A 22,551-nucleotide genomic window follows, 5' to 3' on the forward strand; every position below is an offset into this window, starting at 1 on the left:
GTGACTCTCTCAAATCTTTGGCAAAGTTGCCTGCTACAACTTCAAGATCAAGTTTCAGCGAGTGATCTTAGCACTTGGCTTCGACCTTTACAGGCTGATGCAGTATCGAATAACCACATTGTTTTATATGCTTCTAATATGTTTGTGAAAGGTTGGGTTGAGACCCATTATCTCGCACAAATCCAGCAAATTTGTCAAACACTTGCACAAAATCCTGAACTACGTATTTCTTTAAAAGAAGGGGTCAAACCTGCACCCAAGATAGTGGAAAGCACACCAAATACAACACTTAGATCAGAAAGTGCGGTAGATTTTCAAACAGAATCTAATACGCCAATAAAATTTGAATCCCATCTCAATACTAAACATTTATTTGATAACTTTGTTGAAGGTAAATCGAACCAACTGGCACGCGCAGTCGGTCAAAAACTTGCTCAAGCACCGGGCGAACCATCAGCCAATCCTTTCTTTTTATATGGCGGCACTGGTTTAGGGAAAACTCACTTGTTACACGCCATTGGCAACGGCATTTTAGCCAATAAACCGAATGCACGTGTGCTTTATATTCACGCAAATAACTTTATGCAGCATATGGTAAAAGCAGTGCGTGATAATAAAATGGATCAATTTAAAAAATTCTATCGTTCTCTTGATGCGCTTTTAGTGGATGATATTCAATTTTTCGCTGAAAAAGAAAAAACCCAAGAAGAATTCTTCCATATATTCAATAACTTATTTGAAACGGGTCGCCAAATTATCTTGACGTCAGATCGTTATCCTAAAGAAATTGAAAAAATTGAAGAACGTTTAAAATCACGTTTTGGCTGGGGCTTAACAACAGCCATAGAGCCGCCCGATCTTGAAACGCGTGTAGCGATTTTATTGAAAAAGGCGGAAGAACATAATATGAACTTGCCAGAAGAAGTCGCTTTCTTCATTGCTCAACGCTTGCGTACCAACGTGCGTGAACTTGAGGGGGCGTTAAATCGAGTAAAAGCAATGCAAGACTTCAAAGGCGGCGACATTGATATTGATTTCGTGCGTGATACCTTAAAAGATATTTTGGCTCTACAAGAACGCTTGGTTACCATTGAAAATATTCAAAAAGTGGTGGCTGAATATTATCGAATTAAGGTTTCAGATTTAAAATCAAAAAGTCGTGCGCGTTCAGTGACTCGTCCACGCCAAATTGCTATGGCGTTAGCAAAAGAATTAACAAACCGCAGTTTGCCTGAAATCGGTCGTGCATTTGATCGTGATCACACGACCGTATTAAACGCTTGCCGAGAAGTGCCAAAATTCCGCGAGCAAGACAATAGCATTCAAGAAGATTGGGCGAATTTGATCCGCACTTTGTCCGCATAAAAGGAGAACGCAATGCAATTTAGCATTTCAAGAGAAAATTTATTAAAACCGTTGCAACAAGTATGTGGCGTATTGAGTAATCGCCCAAATATTCCTGTATTAAACAACGTATTGTTGCAAATTGAAGACAATCGTCTGACTATCACTGGTACAGATTTAGAAGTCGAATTATCGAGTCAAACTCAGCTTTCATCGTCTTCTGAAAATGGCACTTTTACCATTCCAGCAAAAAAATTCTTAGATATTTGCCGCACTTTATCTGATGATTCAGAAATCACGGTTACTTTTGAACAAGACCGTGCATTAGTGCAATCGGGGCGTAGTCGTTTTACGCTGACAACCCAACCTGCCGAAGAATATCCAAACCTCACAGATTGGCAGTCTGAAGTGGATTTTCAACTTCCGCAAAATACCTTACGCCGTTTAATTGAAGCCACTCAATTTTCTATGGCAAACCAAGATGCGCGCTATTTCTTAAATGGTATGAAATTTGAAACAGAGGGCAATTTATTGCGAACTGTGGCAACAGATGGTCATAGACTTGCGGTGTGTACCATTTCCCTTGAACAAGAATTACAAAATCATTCTGTGATTTTACCGCGTAAAGGTGTGTTAGAGCTGGTTCGTTTATTAGAAACAAACGATGAACCAGCACGTTTACAAATTGGCACCAACAATTTACGTGTCCATTTAAAAAACACGGTATTTACATCAAAATTAATTGATGGTCGCTTTCCTGACTATCGCCGAGTATTGCCTCGTAATGCCACAAAAATTGTCGAAGGCAATTGGGAAATGCTGAAACAGGCTTTTGTTCGTGCGTCCATTTTATCTAATGAACGAGCGCGCAGCGTGCGTTTAAGCTTAAAGGAAAACCAGCTTAAAATTACTGCCTCAAACACAGAACACGAAGAAGCAGAAGAAATTGTCGATGTCAATTACAATGGCGAAGAATTAGAAGTGGGCTTTAATGTCACCTATATTCTTGATGTGCTGAATGCACTTAAATGTAATCAAGTGCGAATGCGCTTAACTGATGCGTTCTCCAGTTGCTTAATTGAAAACTGTGAAGACAGCAGCTGCGAATACGTCATTATGCCAATGCGTTTATAATATGGCGATTTCTCGTTTACTGGTCGAAAAATTTCGTAACTTAACAGCAGTGGATCTTGATTTTGATCCCTGCTTTAACTTTTTAATCGGCAACAACGGCAGCGGAAAAACCAGCTTATTAGAAGCTATTTTTTATCTTGGTCACGGACGTTCATTTAAAAGTGCGGTCACAAACCGCATCATTTCTTACGACGAACCGCACTTTACCCTATTTGGGCAAATCCAAGAAAGCCAACATCAATGGTCTGTTGGCTTACAAAAACTGCGTCAAGGAAACACCTTAGTAAAAATTAACGGCGAAGATGGCAATAAAATTTCCGATCTTGCCCATCTTCTGCCAATGCAATTAATCACGCCAGAGGGCTTAACCTTACTCAACGGCGGGCCAAGTTATCGCCGAGCGTTTTTAGATTGGGGATTATTCCACCACCAAACAAGTTTCTATTCTGCTTGGAGCAATCTCAACCGATTACTTAAACAACGAAATGCCGCACTCGCACAAAATCAGCCTTACTCTGCCATAAAAATTTGGGACGTTGAACTTGCCAAACTTGCCCACCAAGTAAGTCAATGGCGTGCCGAATATGCAGAAGCTCTCCGCCCTGAAATTGAACAAACTTGCCAACTTTTTCTGCCTGAATTAGAAATTAATGTCAGCTTTCATCAGGGGTGGGAAAAAAATGCTGATTATTATGAAATTCTTCAACAAAATTTTGAACGGGATCGTGCCTTAAATTACACCTTTTCTGGCCCTCAAAAAGCGGATTTTCGTTTCAAAGCACAAGGATTGCCTGTTGAAGATGTGCTTTCTCGTGGACAACTTAAACTTTTAATGTGTGTATTAAGACTAGCGCAGGGCGAGCATTTAATGAAAGAAAAGCAACGCCATTGTATTTTTTTAATTGATGATTTTGCCTCGGAATTAGATCAATACAAACGCGCCTTGTTGGCAGAACGATTACAACAAAGCGGTTCGCAAGTATTTGTTACCGCCATCACTCAAAGACAACTAAAAGAAATGCAAGTGGAAAACAAAAAAATGTTTTCTGTCCATAATGGCATCATTAACGCCTTAAATTAACCAAAAGTGCGGTAAAAAATACGCCAATTTTTTAAAAAATATCAAAAATCATTATCATTACCTAATAAATGTAATTCAAGTTTTGAGCGATTTATGCTATAAAACCCACTCATTATAAAAATGAAGACAACTTGCAAACTATCAATGCAACACAGCCAAGATTTGAATCAACTTGTAGCCGTATATCAAATTGTGTCCTATCAAATCTACTTTTTAAACTTAATTAATAAAGACAGCTTCTATGCTAAATAAAAAATTCAAACTCAATTTTATTGCACTTACTGTCGCCTACGCATTAACCCCTTATACAGAAGCCGCGTTAGTGAGAGACGATGTGGATTATCAAATATTTCGTGATTTTGCAGAGAATAAAGGGAAGTTTTCTGTTGGTGCAACAAATGTGCTGGTAAAGGATAAAAATAATAAAGATTTGGGCACTGCCTTACCTAACGGTATTCCGATGATTGATTTTAGTGTGGTGGATGTAGATAAGAGAATTGCCACGTTGGTAAATCCACAATATGTAGTAGGCGTAAAACACGTTAGTAACGGCGTGAGTGAACTACATTTTGGGAACTTAAATGGCAATATGCATAATGGCAATGCCAAATCGCACCGAGATGTATCCTCTGAAGAAAACCGATATTACACCGTTGAAAAAAACGAGTATCCAACTAAATTAAATGGAAAAGCAGTAACTACTGAAGATCAAGCTCAAAAACGCCGTGAAGATTATTATATGCCACGTCTTGATAAATTTGTTACCGAAGTTGCACCAATAGAGGCTTCAACTGATAGTAGTACAGCGGGGACATATAATAATAAAGATAAATATCCTTACTTTGTAAGACTTGGTAGTGGTACTCAATTTATTTATGAAAATGGAACACGCTATGAATTATGGTTAGGTAAAGAAGGGCAGAAAAGCGATGCGGGCGGCTATAATCTTAAATTAGTTGGTAATGCTTATACCTATGGTATTGCAGGTACGCCTTATGAAGTAAATCACGAGAACGATGGGCTTATCGGCTTTGGAAACTCAAACAATGTACACAGCGATCCAAAAGGAATATTATCTCAAGATCCGCTTACCAATTACGCTGTTTTAGGCGACAGTGGCTCCCCATTATTTGTATATGATAGAGAAAAAGGTAAATGGCTTTTTCTTGGCAGTTATGATTTTTGGGCAGGTTATAACAAAAAATCTTGGCAGGAATGGAATATCTATAAACCTGAATTTGCAGAAAAAATTTATCAACAATATAGTGCAGGTTCTTTAATTGGTTCCAAGACAGATTATAGTTGGTCTTCTAATGGCAAGACAAGTACAATTACGGGAGGGGAGAAATCTTTAAATGTTGATTTAGCTGACGGAAAAGATAAACCTAATCACGGGAAAAGTGTTACATTTGAAGGGAGTGGAACGCTTACCTTAAATAATAATATCGATCAAGGTGCAGGCGGATTATTCTTTGAAGGAGATTATGAAGTTAAAGGCACTTCTGATAGTACCACTTGGAAAGGAGCTGGCGTTTCTGTTGCAGAAGGAAAAGAAGTTGTCTGGAAAGTACATAATCCAAACTCTGACCGCTTAGCAAAAATTGGTAAAGGGACATTGATTGTTGAAGGAAAGGGCGAAAATAAAGGATTGCTTAAAGTTGGCGATGGTACTGTTATCTTAAAACAGAAAGCTGATGCCAATAATAAAGTTCAAGCCTTTTCACAAGTAGGTATAGTGAGTGGTCGCTCAACCCTTGTGCTTAATGATGATAAACAAGTAGATCCAAATTCAATTTACTTTGGCTTTAGAGGCGGTCGATTAGATTTAAACGGTAATTCACTAACCTTTGACCACATCAGAAATATTGATGATGGGGCAAGACTAGTTAATCATAATATGACTAATGCCTCAAATATAACGATTACTGGGACAGGATTAATTACAAATCCAAGTCAAGTCACTCTAGATTATATACGCCCACGAGATGAAGAAAATCCTTATGCCCTTCGACGGATTAAAGATGGGGGACAGCTCTATTTAAATGAGGAAAACTACACTTATTATGCGTTAAGAAAAGGTGCTAAGGCTAATTTACAACTTCCTTATAATGACAATGAAAGCAATGAAACTTGGTTATATATGGGTAAAAATTCCGATGAAGCCAAAAAGAAAACGATGGAATACATCAATAATAGCCGTATGAATGGCTTTAACGGTTATTTTGGCGAGGAAGAGGGTAAAAATAACGGTAATCTAAATGTGACTTTTAAAGGCAAAAGTGAGCAAAATCGCTTTTTATTAACAGGCGGTACAAACCTTAACGGTGAATTAAAAGTTGAAAAAGGCACATTATTCCTTTCTGGCAGACCAACACCGCACGCAAGAGATATTGCGGGTATTTCTTCAACAGAAAAAGATAAACACTTTGCTGAAAATAATGAAGTGGTAGTAGAAGATGACTGGATTAACCGCACTTTTAAAGCAACCACAATGAACGTGACTGGCAATGCCTCACTTTATTCAGGTCGCAATGTTGAAAGCATTACTTCAAATATCACAGCTTCTAAGGAAGCAAAAGTGCATATTGGCTATAAAGCAGGCGATACCGTTTGTGTACGTTCTGACTATACGGGCTATGTGACTTGTACTACTGACAAGTTATCCGATAAAGCCCTTAATAGCTTTAACGCCACCAAGGTATCTGGCAATGTAAATTTATCAGATAATGCAAACTTTGTCTTAGGCAAAGCCAATTTATTCGGCACAATTCACAGCACGGGAAATAGCCAAGTCAATTTAAAAGAAAATAGCCATTGGCATTTAACAGGAAATAGTGATGTTCATCAATTAGATCTAGCAAATGGGCATATTCATTTAAATGCACAAAACGATGCAAATAAAGTAACTACATATAACACGCTGACTGTGAATAGCTTATCAGGTAATGGTTCTTTCTATTATTGGGTTGATTTTACCAATAAGAAAAATGACAAAGTTGTTGTAACCCAATCCGCCACAGGTAACTTTACATTACAAGTAGCAGATAAAACAGGCGAGCCAAATCATAATGAACTCACGCTTTTTGATGCTTCAAAAGCTCAAAGAAATCATTTGAATGTGTCATTAATTGGGAATACCGTTGATTTAGGTGCTTGGAAATATACGTTGAAAGAAACTGATGGACGTTACGATTTGTATAACCCCGAGGTGGAAAAAAGAAACCAAACTGTCGATACACCAAATATCACAACACCTAATAATATTCAAGCTGATGCACCTAGTGTACCAAGTAACAATGAAGAAATAGCCCGTGTTGAAGCACCAGTTCCACCACCTGCGCCTGCTACACCATCAGAGACAACTAAAACAGTGTCAGAAAATAGTCCGCAAGAAAGTGAAACCGTAGAGAAAAACGAGCAAGACTCAACCGAGACAACAGCTCAAAATAGAGAAGTTGCAAAAGAAGCTAAACCAAGTGTAGAAGCTAACACTCAAACAAATGAAGTGGCTCAAAGTGGAAGTGAAACCGAGGAAGCTCAAACGACTGAAACAAAAGAAACAGCTACGGTAGAAAAAGAGGAAAAGGCTAAAGTAGAAACAGAAACGGCTAAAGTAGAAACAGAAACGGCTAAAGTAGAAACAGAAACGGCTAAAGTAGAAACAGAGAAAACTCAAGAAGCCCCTAAAGTTGCTTCTCAAACGTCTCCGAAACAGGAACAGTCTGAAACTGTTCAACCGCAAGCAGAGCTTGAAAGTGAAAAGGTTCCGACTGTTAAGAATGCAGAAGAAGTTCAAGCTCAACTGCAAACACAACCAAGTGCAACAGTAAGCACTGAACAACCTGCGAAAGAGACTAGCTCAAATGTTGAACAACCTGCACCAGAGAATTCAATAAATACTGGATCTGCAACCGCAATGACAGAAACTGCTGAAAAATCCGATAAACCACAAATGGAAACTGTGACCGAAAATGATCGTCAGCCTGAAGCTAATACTGTTGCGGATAATTCTGTAGCAAATAATTCAGAAAGCAGTGAGTCAAAGAGTAGACGTAGAAGAAGTGTTAGCCAGCCTAAAGAGACTTCTACTGAAGAAACAACAGTAACTTCTACTGACAAAACAACAGTAGCTGATAATTCAAAAAGCAGTAAGCCAAATCGTAGACATAGAAGAAGTGTTAGCCAGCCTCAAGAGACTTCTACTGAAAAAACAACAGTAGCTGATAATTCAGAAAGTAATAAGACAAATAGTAGACGTAGAAGTAGAAGAAATGTTAGCTCGGAACCAACTGTTACAAGTGACAGCGATCGTTCTGCAGTACCATTGCGCGATCTCACAAGTACAAACACAAATGCGGTAATTTCTGATGCAAGGGCAAAAGCACAATTTGTTGCATTAAATGTAGGGAAAGCAGTTTCTCAACATATTAGCCAGTTAGAAATGAATAACGAGGGGCAATATAACGTTTGGGTATCTAATACTTCAATGAACAAAAATTATTCCTCAGAGCAATATCGTCGTTTTAGTTCTAAAAGTACGCAAACTCAACTTGGTTGGGATCAAACAATCTCAAACAATGTTCAGTTAGGTGGCGTGTTTACTTATGTTCGCAATAGTAACAACTTTGATAAGGCAAGCAGTAAAAATACTCTAGCACAAGTTAATTTCTATTCTAAATATTATGCGGATAATCATTGGTATTTAGCGGTGGATTTAGGCTATGGTAATTTCCAAAGCAACTTACAAACTAATCATAATGCGAAATTTGCTCGCCATACTGCACAATTTGGTTTAACCGCAGGCAAAGCATTTAATCTTGGCAATTTTGCTGTTAAACCAACTGTAGGGGTTCGTTATAGTTACTTATCAAACGCTAATTTTGCATTAGATCAAGATCGCATTAAAGTAAATCCAATATCTGTCAAAACAGCCTTTGCTCAAGTTGATTTAAGTTATACTTATCACTTAGGCGAGTTTTCCATTACGCCAATTTTGTCTGCTCGATATGATGCAAATCAAGGCAGCGGCAAAATTAATGTAGATAGATATGATTTTGCTTACAACGTGGAAAATCAACAGCAATATAACGCGGGACTTAAATTGAAATATCATAATGTGAAATTAAGTCTAATCGGTGGATTAACAAAAGCAAAACAAGCGGAAAAACAAAAAACAGCGGAAGTGAAACTAAGTTTTAGTTTTTAATAAGCCTGTTTGAATTAGCGTTATAGACGACAAAGCCCTGTGTATTACAGGGCTTTATTTTTGAATGAAATTCAGTGATTAAGTGCGGTGAAAAATCAGCTCATTTTTTATTTTTAACGTAAAAACGCTGGAATATTTTTTTCGTATGCTGAGATTTTGTCTTCGTGCTGTAGAGTTAAGCCGATATTATCTAAACCGTTTAGCAAACAATGACGGCGGAATTCATCCAGTTCAAAGTGATAAACTTTATCCCCTACAGTGACCGTCATCGCTTCTAAATCTACGTGGATTTGTTTGCCATCATTTGCCCATACCCATTGGAAGATTTCTTCTACTTCTTCTTCGCTTAAACGAATCGGTAACATGTGGTTGTTTAAGCTGTTGTTATAGAAAATATCTGCAAAACTTGGGGCGATCATTACTTTAAAGCCGTAGTCTGCTAATGCCCAAGGGGCATGTTCACGAGAAGAACCACAACCAAGATTTTTACGTGCGAGCAAAATCGTCGCACCTTGATATCGTGGATAATTCAAGACAAATTCTGGATTTGGCTTAGTGCCGTCCACATCTAAATAACGCCATTCGTGGAATAAATGTTTGCCGAAACCTACGCGAGTGATGGCTTGTAAAAATTGTTTTGGAATAATTGCATCAGTATCTACATTCGCCGCATCCAATGGAACGACTAAGCCTGAAAGTTGTTTAAATCCTGCCATTTTTCTTTTTCCTCTTATTGAGCCTTAATTTAATGCCACTTCACGAATATCAACAAATTTACCGAACATTCCTGCCGCCGCTGCCATTGCAGGACTTACTAAATGGGTACGCCCATTACGACCTTGACGCCCTTCAAAGTTACGGTTTGACGTGGAAGCACAGCGTTCCCATTCGCCTAAACGGTCGTCGTTCATTCCTAAGCACATTGAACAACCTGGATTACGCCATTCTGCACCTGCGGCAATAAAGATTTTATCCAAGCCCTCTTTTTCCGCTTGTTCTTTCACTAAGCCAGAACCCGGTACTACTAAAATACGTTTTACATTATCCGCTTTTTTACGACCTTTCATTACAGCCGCTGCTGCGCGTAAATCTTCAATACGCGAGTTGGTGCAAGATCCGATAAATACTTGATCAACTTTAATATCTTTTAAATTAGTGCCAGCTTCCAAGCCAATATAATGTAAGGCTTTTTCTGCCGAAGCACGTTGTACAGGATCTGCCATTTCTTGCGGATTTGGTATGGTTTCATTCACAGAAATTACCTGCCCTGGGTTTGTCCCCCAAGTGACTTGTGGTGCGATGTCTTTTGCTTCTAGCGTTACCACAGTGTCAAATTGTGCATCATCGTCAGATTTTAAGGTTTTCCAATAAGCAACCGCATCATCCCAATCCTTGCCTTTCGGCGCGTGTGGACGATCTTTCAAATATGCAAATGTGGTTTCATCTGGTGCAATCAAGCCTGCTTTTGCACCCATTTCAATCGCCATATTACATACAGTCATACGCCCCTCCATAGAAAGGTCTCGGATCGCTTCGCCGCAGAATTCTACAACGTGTCCTGTTCCGCCTGCCATAGTGGTTTTACCGATAATGGCAAGAATAATATCTTTTGCCGTAATACCTGATGCGACTTTACCACGCACTTCAATTTTCATACTTTTTGCGCGAGCCTGTTTTAAAGTTTGAGTGGCTAATACGTGTTCTACTTCAGAAGTACCAATACCAAAAGCCAAGGCACCAAATGCACCGTGCGTTGCGGTGTGTGAATCGCCACAAACAATTGTCATACCCGGTAAGGTTAAACCTTGTTCAGGCCCCATAACGTGTACAATGCCTTGCTCTTTGGTTGTTATATCAAATAATTTAATACCTGTTGCTTTGGTATTTTTATCCAATTCTAACACTTGAATTTTCGCTTGACCTTCAAGTTTATTGACGTCTCGTACTTGAGTAGAAATGCTGTGATCCATTGTGCCGAAAGTTTTGTTTACTTGACGTACTTGGCGATTTGCGACGCGTAACCCATCAAAGGCCTGCGGGCTGGTTACTTCGTGAATCAAATGACGGTTGATATACAAAATCGGCGTTTCGCCCTCTGCTTCATACACAATGTGTGAATCAAATAATTTTTCGTAAAGTGTTTTTGCCATAATATTTTTCTCTATTCGTTAAGGGAAGTGCGGTTAAAATTCGACGTGTTTTTCAGCCGCACTTTAAATACTTTGTCCCCCTGTTTATTGGGGATATTTCTAAATAACTAAGAGTGGGAGATTGCCCCCCTTCCGCCCTTCGGGCACCTTCCCCCGTAAACGGAGGAAGGCAAGTATTAAATTGCTTGTGTAATCAATGTACCCATTTCTGCCGTTGAAACTGGTGTGGAATCATCTGCTAAATCAGCGGTGCGATGACCACTTGCCAAGACTTTTTGAACCGCACTTTCAATAGCATCTGCTGCTTCATTTAAGTTGAAGCTGTAACGCAACATCATCGCGGCAGAAAGAATTTGTGCGATTGGGTTGGCAATGCCTTTGCCTGCAATATCAGGGGCAGAACCACCAGCAGGCTCGTATAAACCAAAACCTTCTTCGTTGAGGCTTGCAGATGGCAACATTCCCATAGAACCTGTGATCATAGCCGCTTCGTCAGAAATAATATCGCCGAAAATGTTAGAGCAAAGTAAAACATCAAAAGATTCTGGTGCCTTGATTAATTGCATTGTGGCGTTATCGATATAGATATGCTCTAAAGTCACTTCTGGATAGTCTTTTGCCATTTCTGTCACGGTTTCACGCCATAAAATAGAAGACTGTAATACGTTAGCTTTATCCACAGAAGTGACTTTTTTATTGCGTTTCATTGCTGCATCAAAAGCCGCACGTGCAATGCGTTCGATTTCATATTTGTAATACACTTCGGTATCAAATGCTTTGGTTTGTGTACCATCCCCCTCACGGCCTTTAGGCTGACCAAAATAAATTCCGCCCGTTAATTCACGTACTACCACCATATCAAAGCCTTTTGCGGCAATATCTGCACGTAATGGACAGAATTTTTCGAGTCCTTTATAAAGGGTAGCAGGGCGAAGATTACAGAATAATTTGAAATATTTACGCAAAGGCAATAATGCACCACGTTCTGGCTGTTGATCTGGCGGTAAATTTGTCCATTTAGGGCCGCCCACAGAGCCAAACAAAATCGCATCCGCTTCATCACAGCCTTTTAAGGTTTCTGCTGGTAATGGATAACCGCAATGATCAATGGCAGCACCGCCCACAAAAAACTCGTTAAAGTTAAGTTTAAAACCAAATTTTTCTTGAACTTTGTTTAATACTTTAATGGCTTCAGCCATTACTTCGGGGCCGATACCATCGCCTGCTAATACTGCTATATTGTATGATTGCATATTATTTTTCCTATTTTTTACTTCAAAAGTGCGGTTAGTTTTTTCGTATTTTTCCCCTCTTTGCGAAAAAGGGGAACTCGATAGATTAATGCTGTTTATGATTCTTAATATCTGCCACTTTATGCGCTCGATAAATGGCATTGATAGCGTGGACTAAAGCAAGTGCGGAAGATTCAACAATATCTGTTGCTAAACCGACACCGTGGAATTTACGCCCTTTGTGTTCCACCACAATATCCACTTGCCCTAATGCTTCTGCACCCTCGCCTTTAGCGGTTAAGTTATAGTGAGACATTTTGATTTCTAAGCCAGTTAAATTTAAGATGGCGTTGTAAACCGCATCCACTGGGCCATTGCCGCCAATTGAAGACGTACTTAATTTTTCGCCATCCAACTTCAATTGAACAAAGGCTGTTGCTGGATATTCTTTCGTTGAATGAGCAGAAAGTTTATCTAATACTAAGCGATCCTCGTCCCCTTGTTGCATATCGATAAACGCCAAGGCTTCCAAGTCATAATCGAACACTTGACCTTTTTTATCCGCCAATTTTAAGAACGCGTCATACAATTTATCCAAATCATAATCTTGTTCGTTATAGCCCATATCCGCCATATGACCTTTCACAGCCGCACGCCCAGAACGTGCGGTTAAATTCAATTTTTCTTTTTTCAAACCAATGGTTTCTGGAGACATAATTTCGTAGGTATTTTTGTTTTTCAACATACCATCTTGATGAATACCAGAAGAATGGGCAAAAGCATTTGAGCCTACAATGGCTTTATTCGGTTGAATTGGCATATTGCAAAGCTGGCTAACCATTTGACTCACGCGATGAATTTCTTGGGTATTAATACGAGTATCCACACCCATAAAATCCTGACGCACTTTCATTGCCATCACGACTTCCTCAAGGGAAGTATTGCCCGCACGTTCCCCAATTCCATTAATAGTACATTCAATTTGACGCGCACCATTTTGCACTGCCGTTAAAGAATTAGCCGTTGCCATACCTAAGTCATTGTGGCAATGCACAGAAATCACAGCTTTGTCGATATTCGGCACGCGATTATGCACTTGAGCAATAATGTTGCCATATTCATTTGGTAAGCAGAAACCGACTGTATCGGGAATATTTACTGTAGTTGCGCCTGCATTGATTGCGACTTCAACAATACGACAGATATTGTCAATGCCTGTACGCCCCGCATCTTCGCAAGAAAACTCAACATCATCCGTATAATTACGTGCGCGTTTCACTGCTGCAACTGCCATTCCTACTACATCATCAAAAGAACGTTTTAATTTCGCTTCAACGTGTAATGCCGAGCTTGCAATAAAAGTATGAATACGAAATGCTTCAGCGACTTTCAATGCTTGGTATGCGGCATCAATGTCTTTATCTACGGCTCGAGATAACGCGGCAACACGAGCGTTTTTGATATGGCGCGCAATGGTTTGAACAGATTCAAAATCTCCTTGAGAAGAAACGGGGAACCCCACTTCCATTACATCCACGCCTAAGCGTTCAAGTGCTAAAGCGATCTGTAATTTTTCTTTTACCGTCAAACTTGCTTTTAACGCCTGTTCCCCATCACGCAAAGTCGTATCAAAAATAATAACGCGATCTGTCATAACAATTTCCTTACTAAAAATTCCTCTAAAATCACTCCAAAAGTGCGGTGCGTTTTTCCTGTATTTTTTAGACAAAAAACCCGCAACTTATAAAGTGCGGGTTTAAAATTGGGTATTTACATCTGACTGTTTTTTATCCACAACTTAGCCGCACGCAAAATGTGAGAGCAGCAGGTTGAGAGATAAAGAAACAATACGAGACATAAATAAAAATCCTTCTGTGTAAAACGTTTTCCATATTACGAATAAAAAACTGGCTGTCAAACTATTTTTTGGCATTTTATATTAAAAATAAACCTACTCACACTTTATTAAATATATATTTAACTAATAAATTTAATAAAATCAGAATATTTAACCAATTTAATCATCATCAACAAATTTTTCTTATTGGATTTTTTACATTTTCAAAATAAGAAAAATTTTGCAATTTTTTACTCACTAAAAAGAATTTTTGCGATCTACATCGCAAAATGCTTTTAAATTAATCGTTTCTCTCCCTCGTTTTTTCCATACTAGATTTTCAAATAAAAAGGAAAAAATATGAATGACATTACCTACACATTACTCCGTTTAATGCAAGTGCCTAAACTTGGCGGCGTTGGCATTGATAAAATTTTGTCCAATATTACCTTAAATGAATTACTTAATTATGATGATGTTGCTTTCCGACAAATGGGATGGGGAGCCATTCAAATTCGCCGTTGGTTCAAACCTGAAGCAAAATTTATTGAGCCAGCACTCGCGTGGTCACAAAAAGAGGGAAATCATTTAGTAAATTATTTTTCCCCTTTTTATCCCTTTTTATTGAAACAAACCGCAAACTTTCCGCCACTATTATTTGTAAAAGGAAATTTAACCGCACTTTCACAACGCCAAATGGCAATGGTTGGGAGCCGTTATTGCACGACTTATGGAGAATATTGGGCAAAACATTTTGCAACAGAACTTTCATTAGCGGGTTTTACCATAACAAGCGGTTTAGCATTAGGAATTGATGGTCATTGTCATCAGGCTGTCGTTAATATTCAAGGGCAAACTATTGCGGTCTTAGGCAGTGGATTAGAACAAATCTATCCCTCTAAACATCAAAGATTATCAGCACAAATCATCGAAAATAATGGTGCATTAGTCTCTGAATTTTTACCAAACCAAGCACCTATTGCTGCTAATTTTCCACGCCGTAATCGGATTATTAGTGGGCTTTCAGTCGGCACGCTTGTTGTTGAAGCCACCGAAAAAAGCGGCTCTCTTATTACTGCGCGGTATGCGTTGGAACAAAACCGAGAGGTTTTTGCTGTGCCAGGCAATATTCAAAATGAATCAAGTCAAGGTTGTCATCGCCTGATTAAACAAGGCGCAATGTTGGTAGAAAATGCAAAGGATATTTTGGAAACGCTCTACCAACATTCTATCCACAGCCAAACTGAAATTGATTTTGACCAGATCGCCGTGCCTAATTACACGCCACCACCCGATCCTCGCCGATTAGTAGAAGCACCAAGCCACCCGAAACTTTATTCACGTATTGGCTATACTCCTGTGAGCATTGATGATTTAGCTGAAGAATTTAATTTAAGTGTCGATGTTTTACTTGTTCAATTGCTCGATCTTGAGCTACAAGATCTTATCATAAGTGAAAATGGCTTATATAAACGCGTTTAACGTAAATTTTTATGCTAAGATACGCCCATTCTTTTTTCATAAAAGGACGATTATGTTAGCAATTATCTCCCCTGCCAAAACCCTTGATTTTGAAAGTGCGGTAAAAAATTTTCCTGTTTCTCAACCGCACTTTACTGATTACAGCGAACAACTTATTGAGGTTTGTCGTAAACTTTCTCCGCAAGATCTTTCATCATTAATGTCTATCAGCGATAAGTTGGCAGGTTTAAATGCCGCACGCTTTGCAGAATGGACAAAAATTCACAATGAAGACAATTCCCGCCCTGCACTCTTTGCATTTAAAGGCGATGTTTATACGGGTTTAGATGCTGATTCCCTTTCGGAAGATGATGTCATTTTTGCACAATCCCATTTACGTATGCTGTCTGGGCTTTATGGGCTTTTAAAACCACTTGATTTAATGCAACCTTACCGATTAGAAATGGGGACAAAATTAGCCAATCCGAAAGGAAAAGATCTGTATGCCTTTTGGGGAAATGTGATTACCCAAGCAGTTCAACAAGCTATTGATGCACAAGGCGATAATGTATTAGTCAATCTAGCCTCTGATGAATATTATAAATCTGTTAAAGAAAACCAACTTAACGCCAAAATTATCAAGCCAGTTTTCTTAGACAATAAAAATGGAAAATACAAAGTAATTAGCTTTTATGCTAAAAAAGCACGAGGCTTAATGTGCCGTTATCTTATTCAACATCGTTTAACCGACATTGAACAATTAAAAGAATTTGATTTAGGTGGTTATTGGTTTGATTCAGCATCCTCCACTGAAACCGAATTTGTATTTAAGCGAGATATTAATGAATAAAATTTTTGTTATTTTGACCGCACTTATACTCTCTGGCTGTGCAACTAAGCTGACGCAATTAAATGTGCCTACGCAGTTAGAGCACAACGGTAAAAATTATGCCCTTACTGGCAGCCAAGATTTAGAAACCATTGCTCGCTATGCGTATATATCTAAGCCAGATACGCTAGAAAATTGGCAATCTGAAATTGAAATTCTCTTTGATCGCAATCAACCAGTGCGCTCAATTAAAGAGCGGATCGCATTGAGAGAACGCATTTATCGTAATACAGGCGTAAAAGATTTCCATTTCGATGCTATTCCAGAAAATTCAACCAATCCAAATGAATTAAATGGATATGTCATCTATTCGCCAACGAAAGAAAATCCATCTTGGCAAGTCAATGTGATGAAAGGACGACAATTACCACAATGTGGCTTTGTTCAGTATCAATATTCGCAAAAAGTGCAACAACCAACACTTTCTAAACATTTATCAGTCGATAAAGTGCAACAACATTTGCAAAAATACATTGTGGATATAGAAAGAAAACATTTACAAAATTTGAAATGGCTGTTGTTCTGTGAAAAATAATGTAGATCAAAATCTCATCAGATTTTGCTAGAGCAGATTCTTTGAATGATGTAATCTTATGCCCATTTTCAATTATGGTTAAAAGTAGGTAAATTATGATTAAAAAAATTGCAGTTTTAACAAGTGGTGGCGATGCGCCGGGTATGAATGCCGCAATTCGTGGCGTAGTACGTTCTGCACTTGCAGAAGGCTTAGAAGTGTTTGGTATCTATGATGGTTACCAAGGCTTATACAACAATAAAATCAAACAATTAAATCGCTATAGCGTATCTGATGTAATTAATCGTGGCGGTACTTTTTTAGGTTCTGCACGCTTTCCTGAATTTAAAGATCCAAATGTTCGTGCAAAATGTGCAGAAATTTTACGTTCTCACGGCATTGATGCACTTGTGGTTATCGGTGGTGACGGTTCTTATATGGGGGCAAAATTATTAACCGAAGAACACTGTTTCCCTTGTGTTGGCTTACCCGGTACTATTGATAATGATGTGGCAGGTACTGACTATACCATCGGTTATCAAACCGCATTACAAACTGCAGTGGATGCAATCGACCGTTTACGTGATACATCAAGCTCACACCAACGTATTTCTATCGTTGAAATTATGGGTCGCCATTGTAGTGACTTAACGATTTCTGCGGGCATTGCTGGCGGTTGTGAATATATCGTCGCATCAGAAATTGAATTTAATCGCGAAGAATTAATTCAACAAATTGAACGTAGCATTATTCGCGGTAAACGCCACGCTATTATTGCTATCACTGAACTTTTAACTGATGTTCATTCTCTGGCAAAAGAAATTGAAGCTCGCGTAGGTCACGAAACTCGCGCAACCGTTTTAGGGCATATTCAACGTGGTGGTTCTCCTTGTGCTTTTGACCGTATTCTTGCCTCACGTATGGGCGCATACGCAGTAGATTTATTGCTACAAGGCAAAGGCGGCTATTGCGTAGGTATCCAAAATGAACAACTCGTTCATCACGATATTATTGATGCCATTAATAATATGCAGCGTGTATTTAAGGCTGATTGGCTTAAAGTGGCAAAACGTTTGGAATAATCCTTTATTCCACTATATAAATCACTAACACTTAATTCATCTTTTTATCTTTCTCAAACGGACACAACAATGTGTCTGTTTTTTCTGAAAAAGTGCGGTCAGTTTTTCTCTTATTTTCTACAAATCATTTATTTTTAAAGATTGAAAATAAATGCGACTGCCAGTTCTACCTAGATGATCTTTTTGCTATCAAAATAGAGATCCGATAAAATGCCTCAGGCAAAATAAGGGATAAAATTATGACAAAGAAAAAAGTAAAACCCAATTCAAATACTATCGCACTGAATAAACGTGCAAGACACGATTATTTTATTGAAGATGAAATTGAAGCAGGTCTTGAATTACAAGGCTGGGAAGTCAAATCTATGCGCGCAGGCAAGGCAAATATTAGTGATAGTTATGTTATTTTTAAAAATGGCGAAGCCTTTTTATTCGGCGCAAGCATTCAGCCATTAAATGTTGCATCAACGCATATTGTTTGTGATCCAACTCGCACTCGTAAGTTATTGTTAAATAAACGCGAATTAGCATCCCTATTTGGCAAAGCAAACCGAGACGGTTTTACCATAGTTGCACTTTCTCTTTACTGGAAAAGTGCGTGGGCAAAAGTCAAAATTGGTTTAGCCAAAGGTAAAAAACAACAGGATAAACGTGATGATATTAAAGAACGTGAATGGAAAGTAACAAAAGATCGCATTATGAAAAATGCACATCGAAGATCTTAAATTGTAATAATAAATTAGCCCCAAATTACTTGGGGCTAATTTTTAAAATAGAATGAAAAACATTCAATCTTTTTGTTAATAAAAGAATATCGCCTTATCCCATACCGTATTTTTTTAATTTTTTACGTAATGTACCACGGTTGATACCAAGCATATTTGCTGCACGGGTTTGATTACCACGAGTATATTGCATAATCATATCTAACATAGGGTGTTCAACTTCCGCTAATACTAGCTCGTAAAGATCATTCACATCTTGACCATCTAATTGTGCTAAATAATTACGCAACGCTTGTTTGACCGAATCGCGTAATGGTTTGCTGGTCACTTGTGATTGCGCATTTAATACTGATACCGTTAAGGCATCGGCAGAATTACGTTGTTGTTCTAACATTTTTCTTTATCCAAAATTAAATTGAAAAAATCTTCCAATACAATCAGCTGCTCTTTAGGATCACTAATTGCATTAAAAGTCTGTTTAAAAACGGAATCAGGTTGAATTCCCTGTAAATACCAAGCTACGTGTTTACGCGCAATGCGATAGCCTTTTTGTTCGCCATAGAATTGATGTAATTCTTGAATATGACGCAAAATCTGACCGCACTTTTCCTTTAAACTTGGCATTTGACTTATCGAGTTATGCTCAATTAGGTTTTCTACCGCTTGAAATAACCAAGGGTTACCTAAGGCAGCACGACCGATCATAATGGCATCCGCTCCAGTATAATCAAGAACGAATTTTGCTTTCCGAGCAGAATCAATATCGCCATTAGCTATAACTGGTATAGCAATCGCTTGTTTAACGGCTTTAATGTTATCGTACTCCGCTTCCCCTTCAAAAAGACAAGCACGTGTACGACCGTGTACCGTTAATGCTTGTATGCCACATTGTTCTGCAATTTTGCCGATTTGAACGCAGTTTCGATTAGATTTATCCCAGCCTGTACGAATTTTTAAGGTCACTGGCACATTGACGGCGGACACTACTTCTCGCAAGATTTTTTCCACCAAATCTGGAAATTGCAACAACGCAGAGCCTGCGAGTTTGCGATTTACTTTTTTGGCAGGGCATCCCATATTAATGTCAATGATTTGAGCGCCATATTCCACGTCAATAGCAGCGGCTTGCGCCATCTCGAGTGGATCACTACCTGCAATTTGCACCGCATTGAGACCTAAATCTTCGCTATGTGCCAAACGCAATTTGGATTTTTCGGTATGCCAAACTTGCGGATTTGTGGACATCATTTCTGAAAATGTAAGCCCCGCACCATAATATGCACAAAGACGGCGGAAAGGCTGGTCGGTAATACCTGCCATTGGTGCAAGTAAAACACGATTTTTTAATTGGTATGAACCGATTCGCATTTTACGTTCCTTTCCTAGCAAGCCTAAATCTAATTTATATCGAACTGCTCGACAACCGACAAGGCTGGCTATAATACGCATTTTGCCTTGCTTTGCAAAGTGAAATTTGTTTAAAAAATACACTTTTTTTGATTGACAAAAAGAAATTAAAGCGTTTTTAGCTTACCCGTAATTCGGCACCATTCTTCTCTCGCCGCGACGGGCTCTAACGCAAATGTTTGCGTATAGGCATCGCATACCGATTGAGCTTGAGTTTCTAAAATGCCCGATAAACCAAGATCGCCATTCGGTTTAACAAGTTGGCTAATGATTGGGTAAAGTTCTTTGAGAGGGCCAGCAAGAATATTTGCCACCACGACGTCAGCTTTTAAATCAGAGGGTTTTTCATCAGATAAGAACAGCTGTAGGCGATCTGCCACGCCATTTTGCTCGGCATTATTGCGACTGGCTAGAATTGCTTGTGGATCGATATCAATTCCCACCGCACTTTTCGCACCAAGTTTTAATGCTGCAATGGCTAAAATACCAGATCCACAACCAAAATCGATGACGCTTTTATCTTTTAAATCAAGACCATCTAGCCATTCTAAACATAGTGCGGTTGTAGGATGAGTGCCTGTACCAAATGCTAAACCTGGATCGAGCATCACATTGACGGCATTTTCATCAGGCACATCACGCCAACTTGGACAAATCCATAAACGCTTACCAAATTGCATTGGGTGGAAGTTATCCATCCACTCACGCTCCCAGTCTTTATCTTCTATTTGTTCAATTTTGTATGCCGTATTGCTATCTAAGTGTTTTGCTTCTTTTAATAAGCGGACAATTTCTGCCATATTTGTTTCTGCATCAAATAGCGCAATAACATCAGTATTACCCCATAAACGCGTTTCGCCCGGCAAAGGCTCAAAAATCGGTGTATCTTGACTATCCATAAAAGTTACAGAGACGGAGCCGATTTCTTCTAAAAAATCACTCATTTGTTCTGCTTTTTCATTGGTGCTATTTAGGCGAATTTGAATCCAAGCCATTTGTTTTTTCCTTTCAAAAATTTGCGGATTTTCACCGCACTTTATTCTTTCTCGTAACCTTCGTAATAATAAGATTGCTCAATACCTTTAAAAATAATTTCTCGGTTATTTACATCATCTGTTCAATTCGCTTGTAATAAAAAACGAATTTCTAAATCGTTAATTGGGCTACGCTCCATTGCTTGTAAGTATTGAGTTTTATCCACATTTTGCCAATTAACAACTTTACCTAAATTTTTCTTTAAAACTAAATCTAACCAAATGCGAGTTGAACGACCATTACCTTCTAAAAAAGGGTGCGCAATATTCATTTCTACATATTTATTAATAATATTTTCAAAAGTATCTTCTGGCATTTGCTCTATTTTTCCTAATGCCTCTTTTAAATAAAGTGCATTAGCAAAACGAAAATGACCTTTTGAAATATTTTGTTCACGAATTTTACCAGCAAATTCATAAAGACCATTAAATAGGTAATGATGAATTTGTTGCAGCCCTTTTGTTGAACCAATTTCAATTTGATGAATATCACCGCTTTCAAATAAACGGTAGGCATTTTCTAAACTTTGTTGATCAATTTTTTTCACAATGATGATAAATCCAAAATTTTGGGGCATATTATACCGATTTTTTTAAAAGTCTCGGCAGTAAAGTCGAGCCAAGTGTGGCGAGCATGATGATTGTTATACCAAGTGCGGCTGAAAATGACAGTGTTTCGCCAAGTAATGATATGGCAAATAAGATGCCGAATAGTGGCTCAAGTGCGACTAAAATACCAGAGATATTGGCATCTACACTATTAAGGCCTTTATTCCATAACCAATAGGCAAGCCAGCTACAACCAATGGCAAGATATAATAAACCAGCAATACCTGTGGAATTTAATGATATTTGCCAGTTTTCTGTGAGTAATAGCGTAAATGGCAACGTTGTGATGGTGCCAAGTACAATGCTGACGGAGGTATAGGCTTGCGTTGAGACTTTGGCTACAACTCGCTGTGTCCAACGTAATACGGCAGCGAAGATGATCCCTGCGCTTAGCACTAATAAACAGCCGAATAAACTGATGTTATCAATGCCTTCATTATTTTTTCCACCATTAATTAAAATCGCCACGCCAATAAATGCCATTGCGCCAAATAGCCAGTGAAACCATTTTGCTTTGTCTTTAAAGAAGAAATGCCCGACAAATACAACGAGCAGCGGTTCTAGCCCAATCATGGTGACTGCACTGGACGCAGATGTATATTTTAGCCCGATGAATTGCAATAAAAATACGGCGGTATAGTTAAAGAATGCCAACCACCAAAGCTGTTTACGCATTGGTTTATCAATTTTTTTCCAACGACGTAAAAAGAGTGGCATGACAATAATCATTGCAATAATTAACCGCACTTGCACAACAAGCACAGGATCCATCATCGAATAAGTGAGCTTACCGACGATTAATGAACTGCTCCAAATAAGTAGCGCGAGAATTTGATAGAGCATTGA

The 22,551-nt window shown here is 38.6% G+C and carries 17 protein-coding genes and 1 pseudogene; 9 read left to right on the forward strand and 9 right to left on the reverse strand.

The window, feature by feature from the left end; translation table 11 throughout:
* The 4 genes from dnaA (at position 1) to DQN24_RS00020 (ending at position 8,765) form a co-directional block, all read left to right on the forward strand.
* Complete coding sequence (gene dnaA / locus DQN24_RS00005) at positions 1-1,365, forward strand: chromosomal replication initiator protein DnaA (RefSeq protein WP_021034810.1); 1,365 nt, start codon at positions 1-3, stop codon at positions 1,363-1,365.
* A 12-nt stretch (positions 1,366-1,377) separates the two neighbouring features.
* Complete coding sequence (gene dnaN, locus DQN24_RS00010) at positions 1,378-2,478, forward strand: DNA polymerase III subunit beta (protein ID WP_005655970.1); 1,101 nt, start codon at positions 1,378-1,380, stop codon at positions 2,476-2,478.
* Between the two features lies 1 nt (position 2,479).
* The gene (gene recF / locus DQN24_RS00015) at positions 2,480-3,559 is read left to right on the forward strand and encodes a DNA replication/repair protein RecF (protein WP_005655969.1); all 1,080 of its coding nucleotides are present in this window, start codon (positions 2,480-2,482) and stop codon (positions 3,557-3,559) included.
* Positions 3,560-3,800: 241 nt separating this feature from the next.
* Positions 3,801-8,765: a S6 family peptidase gene (locus tag DQN24_RS00020; RefSeq protein ID WP_111695195.1), complete on the forward strand. Its 4,965-nt coding sequence runs from the start codon at positions 3,801-3,803 to the stop codon at positions 8,763-8,765.
* A 113-nt stretch (positions 8,766-8,878) separates the two neighbouring features.
* On the opposite strand, the gene leuD is transcribed toward DQN24_RS00020, so the two are convergent.
* The 4 genes from leuD to leuA all read right to left on the reverse strand — a co-directional run bounded on the left by leuD (position 8,879) and on the right by leuA (position 13,801).
* Positions 8,879-9,481 carry a 3-isopropylmalate dehydratase small subunit gene (leuD, locus tag DQN24_RS00025; protein ID WP_038440278.1) on the reverse strand — a complete coding sequence of 201 codons (603 nt, stop codon included), beginning with the start codon at positions 9,479-9,481 and terminating at the stop codon, positions 8,879-8,881.
* Positions 9,482-9,505: 24 nt separating this feature from the next.
* Positions 9,506-10,915, reverse strand: a complete 1,410-nt coding sequence (leuC, locus tag DQN24_RS00030) for a 3-isopropylmalate dehydratase large subunit (RefSeq protein WP_011272333.1) — start codon at positions 10,913-10,915, stop codon at positions 9,506-9,508.
* A gap of 176 nt (positions 10,916-11,091) precedes the next feature.
* Positions 11,092-12,168, reverse strand: a complete 1,077-nt coding sequence (gene leuB / locus DQN24_RS00035) for a 3-isopropylmalate dehydrogenase (RefSeq protein ID WP_038440279.1) — start codon at positions 12,166-12,168, stop codon at positions 11,092-11,094.
* Positions 12,169-12,253: 85 nt separating this feature from the next.
* The gene (gene leuA / locus DQN24_RS00040) at positions 12,254-13,801 is read right to left on the reverse strand and encodes a 2-isopropylmalate synthase (RefSeq protein WP_111695196.1); all 1,548 of its coding nucleotides are present in this window, start codon (positions 13,799-13,801) and stop codon (positions 12,254-12,256) included.
* A gap of 543 nt (positions 13,802-14,344) precedes the next feature.
* Between leuA and dprA the strand changes: the two genes are divergently transcribed.
* The 5 genes from dprA to smpB all read left to right on the forward strand — a co-directional run bounded on the left by dprA (position 14,345) and on the right by smpB (position 18,655).
* On the forward strand, positions 14,345-15,466 hold the full coding sequence (gene dprA, locus DQN24_RS00045; protein WP_012055334.1) for a DNA-processing protein DprA: 1,122 nt from the start codon (positions 14,345-14,347) through the stop codon (positions 15,464-15,466).
* A gap of 52 nt (positions 15,467-15,518) precedes the next feature.
* Positions 15,519-16,295 (forward strand): peroxide stress protein YaaA, encoded by a 777-nt coding sequence (gene yaaA, locus DQN24_RS00050; protein WP_005666012.1) that lies wholly within the window; start codon positions 15,519-15,521, stop codon positions 16,293-16,295.
* Positions 16,288-16,869 carry a hypothetical protein gene (locus DQN24_RS00055; RefSeq protein WP_111695197.1) on the forward strand — a complete coding sequence of 194 codons (582 nt, stop codon included), beginning with the start codon at positions 16,288-16,290 and terminating at the stop codon, positions 16,867-16,869. Before yaaA ends, DQN24_RS00055 begins: the two co-directional genes overlap by 8 nt.
* Before the next feature lie 95 nt (positions 16,870-16,964).
* On the forward strand, positions 16,965-17,930 hold the full coding sequence (pfkA, locus tag DQN24_RS00060; protein ID WP_048955057.1) for a 6-phosphofructokinase: 966 nt from the start codon (positions 16,965-16,967) through the stop codon (positions 17,928-17,930).
* Positions 17,931-18,169: 239 nt separating this feature from the next.
* Positions 18,170-18,655, forward strand: a complete 486-nt coding sequence (gene smpB, locus DQN24_RS00065) for an SsrA-binding protein SmpB (protein WP_005647965.1) — start codon at positions 18,170-18,172, stop codon at positions 18,653-18,655.
* Positions 18,656-18,749: 94 nt separating this feature from the next.
* Here the strand turns inward: smpB and fis are convergent, their stop codons facing one another.
* The 5 genes and pseudogenes from fis to DQN24_RS00090 all read right to left on the reverse strand — a co-directional run bounded on the left by fis (position 18,750) and on the right by DQN24_RS00090 (position 22,548).
* On the reverse strand, positions 18,750-19,049 hold the full coding sequence (fis, locus tag DQN24_RS00070; RefSeq protein WP_005651583.1) for a DNA-binding transcriptional regulator Fis: 300 nt from the start codon (positions 19,047-19,049) through the stop codon (positions 18,750-18,752).
* Positions 19,043-20,023, reverse strand: coding sequence for a tRNA dihydrouridine synthase DusB (gene dusB, locus DQN24_RS00075; protein ID WP_041175395.1), 981 nt, complete (start codon positions 20,021-20,023; stop codon positions 19,043-19,045). The genes fis and dusB overlap by 7 nt, the downstream gene beginning before the upstream one ends.
* 146 nt (positions 20,024-20,169) lie before the next feature.
* The gene (gene prmA / locus DQN24_RS00080; RefSeq protein WP_021034802.1) at positions 20,170-21,057 is read right to left on the reverse strand and encodes a 50S ribosomal protein L11 methyltransferase; all 888 of its coding nucleotides are present in this window, start codon (positions 21,055-21,057) and stop codon (positions 20,170-20,172) included.
* A 41-nt stretch (positions 21,058-21,098) separates the two neighbouring features.
* A pseudogene (fic, locus tag DQN24_RS00085) lies at positions 21,099-21,644 on the reverse strand (protein adenylyltransferase Fic).
* 31 nt (positions 21,645-21,675) lie between these two features.
* Positions 21,676-22,548 carry a DMT family transporter gene (locus DQN24_RS00090; RefSeq protein WP_021034800.1) on the reverse strand — a complete coding sequence of 291 codons (873 nt, stop codon included), beginning with the start codon at positions 22,546-22,548 and terminating at the stop codon, positions 21,676-21,678.
* Positions 22,549-22,551 lie beyond the last annotated feature (3 nt).

The organism is Haemophilus influenzae (genome assembly GCF_900475755.1).
In the GTDB taxonomy this organism is placed as follows: Bacteria; Pseudomonadota; Gammaproteobacteria; order Enterobacterales; family Pasteurellaceae; genus Haemophilus; species Haemophilus influenzae_D.

Bases quoted from the DNA above. Each gene is read 5' to 3' on its own strand.
- dnaN (WP_005655970.1), top strand. From the start codon at position 1,378: ATGCAATTTAGCATTTCAAGAGAAAATTTATTAAAACCGTTGCAACAA.
- recF (WP_005655969.1), top strand. From the start codon at position 2,480: ATGGCGATTTCTCGTTTACTGGTCGAAAAATTTCGTAACTTAACAGCA.
- DQN24_RS00020 (WP_111695195.1), top strand. From the start codon at position 3,801: ATGCTAAATAAAAAATTCAAACTCAATTTTATTGCACTTACTGTCGCC.
- leuD (WP_038440278.1), bottom strand. From the start codon at position 9,481: ATGGCAGGATTTAAACAACTTTCAGGCTTAGTCGTTCCATTGGATGCG.
- leuC (WP_011272333.1), bottom strand. From the start codon at position 10,915: ATGGCAAAAACACTTTACGAAAAATTATTTGATTCACACATTGTGTAT.
- leuB (WP_038440279.1), bottom strand. From the start codon at position 12,168: ATGCAATCATACAATATAGCAGTATTAGCAGGCGATGGTATCGGCCCC.
- leuA (WP_111695196.1), bottom strand. From the start codon at position 13,801: ATGACAGATCGCGTTATTATTTTTGATACGACTTTGCGTGATGGGGAA.
- dprA (WP_012055334.1), top strand. From the start codon at position 14,345: ATGAATGACATTACCTACACATTACTCCGTTTAATGCAAGTGCCTAAA.
- yaaA (WP_005666012.1), top strand. From the start codon at position 15,519: ATGTTAGCAATTATCTCCCCTGCCAAAACCCTTGATTTTGAAAGTGCG.
- DQN24_RS00055 (WP_111695197.1), top strand. From the start codon at position 16,288: ATGAATAAAATTTTTGTTATTTTGACCGCACTTATACTCTCTGGCTGT.
- pfkA (WP_048955057.1), top strand. From the start codon at position 16,965: ATGATTAAAAAAATTGCAGTTTTAACAAGTGGTGGCGATGCGCCGGGT.
- smpB (WP_005647965.1), top strand. From the start codon at position 18,170: ATGACAAAGAAAAAAGTAAAACCCAATTCAAATACTATCGCACTGAAT.
- fis (WP_005651583.1), bottom strand. From the start codon at position 19,049: ATGTTAGAACAACAACGTAATTCTGCCGATGCCTTAACGGTATCAGTA.
- dusB (WP_041175395.1), bottom strand. From the start codon at position 20,023: ATGCGAATCGGTTCATACCAATTAAAAAATCGTGTTTTACTTGCACCA.
- prmA (WP_021034802.1), bottom strand. From the start codon at position 21,057: ATGGCTTGGATTCAAATTCGCCTAAATAGCACCAATGAAAAAGCAGAA.
- DQN24_RS00090 (WP_021034800.1), bottom strand. From the start codon at position 22,548: ATGCTCTATCAAATTCTCGCGCTACTTATTTGGAGCAGTTCATTAATC.